The following is an 8,174-nucleotide window of genomic DNA, read 5'->3' on the forward strand; positions in this document are numbered from 1 at the left end:
GACCACTAGTTTTGTCAGGCGGCAGGATTTCCGGCGGGCAGCAGCGAAATGTCTCCATATCCTGAAATGGACAAGGGGGAACACGCTGTGAGTCTCGCGATCGACTTGGAAGTGAAGCAAGACGTGCTCATCGTTCGCCTGTCTGGGGAGCTTGACCATCATACAGCCGAAGAATTGCGTGAACAAGTGACGGATGTGCTCGAAAACCGAGCGATCCGCCACATCGTGCTCAATTTAGGACAATTGACGTTCATGGACAGCTCTGGCCTCGGCGTCATTCTCGGACGCTATAAACAAATCAAAAACGTCGGCGGGCAGATGGTCGTATGCGCCGTATCGCCGGCCGTCAAACGGCTGTTTGACATGTCGGGTCTGTTTAAAATCATCCGCGTTGAGGCGGATGAGCAATTCGCCTTGCAAGCATTGGGGGTGGCGTAAATGCGCAACGAAATGCACCTCCAATTTTCTGCCCGCAGCGAAAATGAATCGTTCGCCCGTGTGACCGTGGCGGCGTTCGTCGCCCAGCTTGACCCGACGATGGACGAACTGACGGAAATTAAAACGGTTGTCTCTGAGGCGGTGACAAACGCGATCATTCACGGCTACAACAACGATCCGAACGGCATCGTCTCCATTTCGGTCATCATTGAAGACGGTGTCGTCCATTTGACGGTGAGAGACGAAGGAGTCGGCATTCCTGACATCGAAGAAGCGCGCCAGCCGTTGTTTACGACAAAGCCCGAGCTCGAGCGGTCAGGGATGGGCTTTACCATTATGGAAAACTTCATGGACGAAGTCATCGTCGAATCGGAAGTGAACAAAGGGACGACTGTGTATTTGAAAAAGCATATTGCGAAAAGCAAAGCGTTATGTAACTGAGGGAGACATGCCTATGGATGTCGATGTCAAGCAAGATCAGTCGCCAATCAAAGATCAGGAGATGAAAGAGCTGATCCGCCGCAGCCAAGAAGGCGATCAAGAAGCGCGTGATGAAATTATTGAAAAAAACATGCGCCTCGTCTGGTCGGTCGTTCAACGTTTTTTAAACCGCGGCTATGAAGCGGACGACTTGTTTCAAATCGGCTGCATCGGCTTGTTAAAGTCGGTCGACAAGTTTGACCTGTCGTATGACGTCAAGTTTTCGACGTACGCCGTGCCGATGATCATTGGGGAGATTCAGCGGTTTCTTCGCGACGACGGCACCGTCAAAGTGAGTCGTTCGCTGAAAGAGATGGGCAACAAAATCCGCAAGGCGAAAGACGAGCTGTCGAAAACGCGCGGGCGGGCGCCGACGGTTACGGAAATCGCCGACCATTTAGGCATTTCGCCAGAAGACGTCGTTCTGGCCCAAGAGGCGGTCCGCTCGCCGACATCGATTCACGAAACGGTGTACGAAAACGACGGCGATCCGATTACGTTGCTTGATCAAATCGCTGACGCCGACGAGGCGTCATGGTTTGACAAAATCGCCTTAAAAAAAGCGATCGAAGAACTCGACGAGCGCGAGAGGCTGATCGTCTATTTGCGCTATTACAAAGACCAAACCCAGTCCGAAGTGGCATCGAGGCTCGGCATCTCTCAAGTGCAAGTATCCCGGCTGGAAAAGAAAATATTGCAGCACATAAAGGACAAAATGGACGGATAGTCCATTTTTTTGCAACTTGCGCGTGCAGAAGGGAAGAGCGTTCCAGCGGGCAGCGAGCATCAAGGGTGCATTTTTTATCTAAATTTTTTCTTGATGAACAACAAAATCCATTTTCTCTTGAAAAAAGAATGGACATGTTTCAGTCCATTCTTTTCTATTTTTATGAAATCGATGGTGAATGCTGATAGACCGCATGATCCGTGTTTCGGTCAACCAAACTAAAGAAAAACAAAATGGGGACAAAGGTGTGAAGCAAATGGCCAACACCGTGTTTATTAAGCCGCGCCATCGCGTGCAAGTCAAGCCGGGGGCGGTGGTGACGCTCGGGCAGACAGCGCAAATCGCTGCGCCGGATGGCGGACTCATTCGGCGGCTGAAGATGATTCCACTCTATCGCATCCAGCCGAGCGATAAAAATATCGTCATCATCGATATGATGCAAATGATCAGGGCTGTGTTTGATGTGGATTCGTCGCTTGATGTGCAGATGATCGGCCCATCGCAGACGATCATTGAAGTCGTCTATGAAAAACGGAAAGTTTCGACCGCTTCCTTCGTTCTCGTTTGGCTTCTTTTGTTCGTCGGTTCGGCGATGGCGATCATGAACTTTCACGAGGACGTCAGCATGCAACAAGTGCATCGCCATCTGTACGAAATGATGACCGGCCAAGCGGTCGATAAACCGTTGCTTTTGCAAATTCCGTATTCGCTTGGGCTCGGCATCGGGATGATTTTATTTTTCAACCATTGGTTCCGTAAACGAATCAACGAGGAGCCCAGCCCTCTTGAAGTCGAAATGTTCAACTACCAGCAATCGATCGATCAGTACGTCATTTTGCATGAAAACAAAGAAAGCTTGAGGCCTCTTGACGACGCTTGAGATTTTGCTGGTAGTGTTCGTCGGCTTCGCCGGAGGGTTGGCGGTCGGAACTGGATTTGTCGCTTTTTTGGTCGTGCTTGGCGTCATCCCGCGCCTGACGCAGCTGACGAAAACGATGAAACGCATTCACGCCTATGAATGGGGGGCTGTAGCCGGCGCCATCGTTGGCGGTTGGATGAGTTTGCGCCATTCGGTTTGGCATTTATCCAAATATTGGATGGCGCCGATCGGATTGTTTCATGGTGTGTTTATCGGAATGCTCGCTGCCGCTTTAACAGAGGTGTTGAACGTTTGGCCGATTTTAGCGAAGCGGATCGGCGTCGATGATAAAATCGTCATTTTACTTATGGCCATCGCCTTTGGCAAAGTGGCCGGTTCGTTGTTTCATTGGCTTTATTTTGTCGATCACTTTCGCTGACAAAGGGGGAAGGAAACGTGGGATTAAAGTCCGATTATGTCCGCGAGGTGAAGGCGTTTCAGCCTTCTCCCCCATACGCCGCCAATGCGGTAAAAGCGTTTCTTGTCGGCGGGACGCTTTGTGCGTTGGCGCAATGGCTCGCTGATTGGTATGGCGGCACGTTTGCCGCTCCGCCGCTCGAGGCCCATCTGTGGGCGTCTATGATGATGGCCGGATTGGCGATTGTGCTGACGGCCGTCGGGAAATATGACGATTTCAGCCAATTTGCCGGCGCGGGGGCGACGATGCTCATTACAGGGCTGGCCAATGCGATCGCGAGCGCTGCCATCGAACATCGCAGCGAAGGATGGACGGCCGGGGTGGCCGGGCAGATGTTGAAAGCCGGTGGGGCAGCGGTCATTTATGGTCTGATTGCCGCCTATGTGCTTGGCCTTGTTTGGCCGTGACGAAAAGAGGGATTGGCCATGAAACGTGTCGGAAAGCAGACATGGGTGTTTGACGATGGTGTTTACATCCAAGCGGCCGCTGCCGCGGTCGGGCCGCTTGAAGCCGACGGGCCGCTCGGGAGTTATTTTGATGTTTGCCATCGCGACTTATATTGCGGCGAAGCGACGTGGGAGCTGGCCGAGCGGCGGCTGATGCGGGAGGCGGTGGACTGCTGCTTGCAAAAGGCGGGCGTCTCTGCCGAAGAAGTCGATCTGTTTTTGGCCGGTGATTTGTTAAACCAAAATGCGACATCGAACTATGTCGCCCGCGAGCTGCCGATTCCGTTTTTATGCTTGTTCGGCGCCTGTTCGACCTCGATGCAAACATTGGCGGCAGCCGCCGCGCTCGTCGCTGGCGGATTGGCCGATCGGGCGCTTGCGGCGACAAGCAGCCATAACGCGACGGCCGAACGGCAGTTTCGCTACCCGACTGAGCTTGGGGTGCAAAAGCCGAAAACGGCGACGTTCACCGTCACGGGCGCCGGCGCCGCGCTCGTTGGCCGCGCGCCGGGACGTTGGCGCGTCCGGGCGGCGACGATCGGCAAAGTCGTTGACGCCGGGCTGAAAAACCCGCTCGACATGGGGGCGGCGATGGCCCCGGCGGCGGCCGATACGATCGAGCAGCATTTCCGCGACTTAGGCGCATCGCCGGGCGATTACGATTTGATCGTCACCGGCGACTTGTCGCGCGTCGGCAGCGTCATCGTCCGAGAGCTGCTTGCTGAATCCGGCTACGATGTGACCGACGTTTACAACGATTGCGGGCTGATGATTTACCGGCCAGATCAAAAGGTGTTCGCCGGCGGCAGCGGCTGCGCCTGCTCGGCGGTCGTCACGTACGGGTATTTGCTTCAAGAGCTCGCCCGCGGAACGTTTCGACGCCTGTTTGTCGTCGCTACCGGGGCGCTCTTGAGTCAAACGATGGTGCAGCAAAAACAGTCGATCCCAGCGATCGCTCACGGCGTCGTCATCGAAGCGGCCGGACGGGAGCCGGATTTGCCGCTATAGGTCGTCTTTTATTCGGGAACGATCAAGGGGGAATGCGATATGGAATACGTCCGCGCCTTTTTCGTCGGTGGGCTGCTGTGTGCCATCGTCCAACTCGTCATCGACCGCGGCAAATGGACGCCGGCTGGTGTCGCCGGTTCGCTTGTCGTCCTTGGCGTCCTCCTTGGCTTTGGCGGCGTCTATGATCGATTGGCCGTTTGGGCCGGCGCTGGGGCGACGATGCCGCTGAGCGGATTTGGGTATTGGTTGGCGAAAGGGGTCATGGCAGAACCGCGGCCGGAGGGATTTGTCGAAACGGGAGCAGCGGTGTTCCGATTTGCCGGCGCCTTGTTTTCCTTTATCGTGGCCGGCTCGTTTGCCGCGGCGCTCACTTGCAAACCGAAAGGGTAGAAGATGATGGAAAAACGACGGGTCATTTTAGTAACGGATGGGGACGAGTTCGCCTGCCGGGCGATCGAGCAGGTCGCCGCTGAGATCGGCGGCCGCTGCATTTCCCGCTCGCAAGGCAATCCGACGAAACTGAGCGGCGAACAGTTGGTCGAACTCATTTTGCAAACGCCGCATGATCCAGTGTTTGTCATGTTTGACGATTGCGGCGCCCTCGGGGAGGGGGCCGGAGAGCAGGCGCTTCGCTATGTGGCGACGCATGAACAAATCGAAGTGCTCGGGGCGCTGGCGGTTGCCTCCAATACGCACCAGCATGAATGGACAAAAGTGCACGTGAGCATCGACCGCGACGGCGTGATTACCGAATATGGGGTCGATAAAGAAGGCGTCCGCGATCTCGAGATCGGGCGGATCAACGGCGACACCGTCTACTGCCTTGACCAGCTGAACATTCCGCTCATCGTCGGCATCGGCGACATCGGCAAAATGGGATACCGCGACCATGCGAAATACGGGGCGCCGATTACGCGCAAGGCGGTCGAGTTGATTCTCGAAAGGAGTGGTGGCCATGCCGGAAAAAGAAAAGAAACCGACAGCGCCGATCGCGAAGAAGCTCGTTGACAACGCGAAGTTTTTGCAGCAGCGGATCGGCGTCGGGACAAGCTTTGATTTAGGCGTGCGGAAAATCTATGTCCTAAACCGGGAAGTACATATTTACTACTGCAACGGTTTATGCGACACGCAATACATTATCGAATTGCTAAAGCAAATCGTGCGCGTCAATGATGACGAGCGTCAGGCGGCCCAAGCGTGGCAAATTATCGAAAATCGGCTCGTCCATCAGCAAGTCAGCCCGGTGACGAGCCTCGACGAAGCGGTTGACAAACTACTGTCGGGCTTGATCATCGTCTTGATCGAGGGCGAATCGACCGGATTTGCTGTCGACGTCCGCAGCTATCCAGGTCGGCAGCCGCAAGAGCCGGACACGGAAAAAGTTGTGCGCGGCGCTCGCGACGGCTACGTCGAGAACATCATTGTCAACACGGCGCTCACCCGCCGCCGCATCCGCGACGAGCGGCTGCGCTTTGAAATTTTGCAAGTCGGCGAGCGGTCAAAAACGGACGTATGCATCGCCTATATTAAAGACGTCGCTGACCCGGGGCTTGTTGAACTCGTCAAGAAAGAGTTGCAGCAAATCAACGTCGATGGACTGACGATGGGCGACAAAACAGTCGAAGAGTTTTTAGTGAAGCAAGGATACAACCCGTACCCGCTCGTCCGTTATACCGAGAGGCCGGATGTAGCAGCGACGCACTTGCTTGAAGGGCACGTGCTCATTATGGTCGACACATCGCCAAGCGTCATCATCACGCCGACAACATTTTTCCATCACGTTCAGCATGCCGAGGAATACCGGCAGTCGCCGGGAGTTGGGACGTTCGTGCGCTGGGTGCGGTTTTTAGGTATTTTGGCGTCGCTGTTTTTGCTGCCGCTGTGGGTGCTGTTCGTCCTTGAGCCGTCGTTGCTGCCCGAATCGTGGGCGTTTATTGGGCCGAACAAACAAACAAACATCCCGATCGTTGTGCAAATTTTGCTCGCTGATTTTGGGATTGAGTTTTTGCGGATGGCAGCCATTCATACCCCGACGCCGCTATCAACCGCGATGGGCTTGATTGCCGCCGTCTTGATCGGACAAATCGCCATCGATGTCGGGCTGTTTGTGCCGGAAGTCATCTTATACGTCTCGGTGGCGGCGATCGGTTCGTTTGCGACGCCAAGCTATGAGTTGAGCGTGGCTAATAAGATTTCTCGATTGGCATTGGTCATTCTTGTCGCCTTGTTTAAAGTGCCCGGGCTCGTCATTGGCACGACCGTTTATTTGCTTTGGCTGGCCAGCATCCGCTCGCTCAATACGCCGTACTTATGGCCGTTCATTCCGTTCGATCCAGCGGCATTTATGCAAATTGTCGTCCGCCGTTCGGCTGCTGGAGCGAGAGTGCGCCCGAGCATCGTTCACCCGCAAGATCGGCAAAAACAACCGTCATGACGCGAACGATCCGTTTGAAAGCGGCCGTTTCCACCTATTGGCGGCCGCTTTTTTCGTTTTAGCGCTATTGCAACTTTTGTATAATTATGATAAGTTATACTTAATGCTTGCATTGATGGTGCTTGCCATTGTGCTTGCCTCAGTGCTCCGCACGTTTGCACGGGCGGAATGGGCATGGCCCAGCGCGGGGCATGCGGCCTTCCGTTTCAAGGCAGAGCCGATGGCGATCTGCGGTTTTCCTTTTTGTGAAGGCAGTTGCCGGTTGCAAACTGTCTTTTTTGCTTTTGCCGTGCGATTTCAATGAGGAATGAGGGGTTTGCGATGTTTCTTCACGGGACAAGCCGTGTCAATGAACAAGGGCATTTGGAAATCGGCGGCGTCGATGTGGTCGAGTTGGCCAAAACGTACGGAACGCCGCTTTATATTTATGACGTTGCGTTGATCCGCGCGCGGGCGCGCGCGTTTAAAGAAGCGTTCCGCCGCCATGGCGTACGGGCGCAAGTCGCTTACGCCAGCAAGGCGTTTTCCGCCGTCGCCATCGTGCAGCTGGCCGCTGAGGAGGGATTGTCGCTTGACGTCGTCTCGGGCGGTGAGCTGTATACGGCGCTTGCGGCCGGTTTTCCGCCTGAGCGCATCCATTTTCATGGCAACAACAAAAGCCGGGACGAATTGGCGATGGCGCTTGAACACGGCATCGGCTGCATCGTTGCCGACAACTTTTACGAACTCGAGCTGATCGAAGAGCTGGCGGAATCATCCGGCCGGACGGTGCCGGTTTTGCTCCGCGTCACGCCGGGGGTCGAGGCGCATACGCACGATTACATTTTAACCGGGCAAGAAGATTCAAAGTTCGGCTTTGACTTAAACAACGGTCAGGCGGACGAGGCGTTTCGCCGTGTCATGGCGTCGGCCGCGTTTCAGCTGCTCGGCGTTCATTGCCATATCGGCTCGCAAATTTTTGAAACAGCTGGGTTTGTGCTCGCGGCGCAAAAAGTGTTTGCCAAGCTGGCCGAGTGGAACAAGGCGCACGGATTTGTCCCAGCGGTTGTCAATCTTGGCGGCGGCTTTGGCATCCGCTATACGGAGGAAGACGATCCGATTCCGGTGACAGCGTACGTCGACTGCATCGTGGAAGAGGTGAAAAGGCAGGCCGAAGCTTGCCGCTTGCCGCTGCCGGAAATTTGGATCGAGCCGGGCCGGTCGCTCGTGGGTGATGCCGGGACGACGATTTATACGATCGGTTCGCGCAAAGAGGTGCCCAACGTCCGCACATATATTGCCGTTGACGGCGGCATGAGCGACAA

12 protein-coding genes are annotated in these 8,174 nt (G+C 55.2%); all 12 read left to right on the forward strand.

Going from position 1 to position 8,174, the window contains the following annotated elements; translation table 11 throughout:
• Positions 1-87: 87 nt before the first annotated feature.
• Positions 88-438: an anti-sigma F factor antagonist gene (gene spoIIAA, locus BRO54_RS14365; protein ID WP_011231792.1), complete on the forward strand. Its 351-nt coding sequence runs from the start codon at positions 88-90 to the stop codon at positions 436-438.
• Positions 439-879: an anti-sigma F factor gene (spoIIAB, locus tag BRO54_RS14370; RefSeq protein ID WP_011231791.1), complete on the forward strand. Its 441-nt coding sequence runs from the start codon at positions 439-441 to the stop codon at positions 877-879.
• Between the two features lie 13 nt (positions 880-892).
• Positions 893-1,645 (forward strand): RNA polymerase sporulation sigma factor SigF, encoded by a 753-nt coding sequence (gene sigF / locus BRO54_RS14375; protein WP_011231790.1) that lies wholly within the window; start codon positions 893-895, stop codon positions 1,643-1,645.
• Between the two features lie 256 nt (positions 1,646-1,901).
• Positions 1,902-2,525, forward strand: a complete 624-nt coding sequence (locus tag BRO54_RS14380) for a stage V sporulation protein AA (protein WP_074044395.1) — start codon at positions 1,902-1,904, stop codon at positions 2,523-2,525.
• Positions 2,512-2,943 (forward strand): stage V sporulation protein AB, encoded by a 432-nt coding sequence (locus tag BRO54_RS14385; RefSeq protein WP_074044385.1) that lies wholly within the window; start codon positions 2,512-2,514, stop codon positions 2,941-2,943. Before BRO54_RS14380 ends, BRO54_RS14385 begins: the two co-directional genes overlap by 14 nt.
• Before the next feature lie 17 nt (positions 2,944-2,960).
• A complete protein-coding gene (locus tag BRO54_RS14390) occupies positions 2,961-3,389 on the forward strand; it encodes a SpoVA/SpoVAEb family sporulation membrane protein (protein WP_074044386.1) in 429 nt (142 codons plus the stop codon).
• Positions 3,390-3,407: 18 nt separating this feature from the next.
• Positions 3,408-4,436: a stage V sporulation protein AD gene (spoVAD, locus tag BRO54_RS14395; RefSeq protein WP_074044387.1), complete on the forward strand. Its 1,029-nt coding sequence runs from the start codon at positions 3,408-3,410 to the stop codon at positions 4,434-4,436.
• A gap of 39 nt (positions 4,437-4,475) precedes the next feature.
• Positions 4,476-4,826 (forward strand): SpoVA/SpoVAEb family sporulation membrane protein, encoded by a 351-nt coding sequence (locus tag BRO54_RS14400; RefSeq protein ID WP_074044388.1) that lies wholly within the window; start codon positions 4,476-4,478, stop codon positions 4,824-4,826.
• Between the two features lie 6 nt (positions 4,827-4,832).
• Positions 4,833-5,444 carry a stage V sporulation protein SpoVABEA gene (gene spoVAEA / locus BRO54_RS14405; RefSeq protein WP_074044389.1) on the forward strand — a complete coding sequence of 204 codons (612 nt, stop codon included), beginning with the start codon at positions 4,833-4,835 and terminating at the stop codon, positions 5,442-5,444.
• Positions 5,392-6,870, forward strand: a complete 1,479-nt coding sequence (locus BRO54_RS14410; protein WP_074044390.1) for a spore germination protein — start codon at positions 5,392-5,394, stop codon at positions 6,868-6,870. The genes spoVAEA and BRO54_RS14410 overlap by 53 nt, the downstream gene beginning before the upstream one ends.
• Before the next feature lie 103 nt (positions 6,871-6,973).
• Complete coding sequence (locus tag BRO54_RS19875) at positions 6,974-7,174, forward strand: hypothetical protein (RefSeq protein WP_161496659.1); 201 nt, start codon at positions 6,974-6,976, stop codon at positions 7,172-7,174.
• Positions 7,175-7,191: 17 nt separating this feature from the next.
• On the forward strand, positions 7,192-8,174 hold a 983-nt coding region (gene lysA / locus BRO54_RS14420; protein ID WP_074044392.1), incomplete at its 3' end, for a diaminopimelate decarboxylase.

Source organism: Geobacillus proteiniphilus (assembly GCF_001908025.1).
Classification (GTDB): Bacteria; Bacillota; Bacilli; order Bacillales; family Anoxybacillaceae; genus Geobacillus; species Geobacillus proteiniphilus.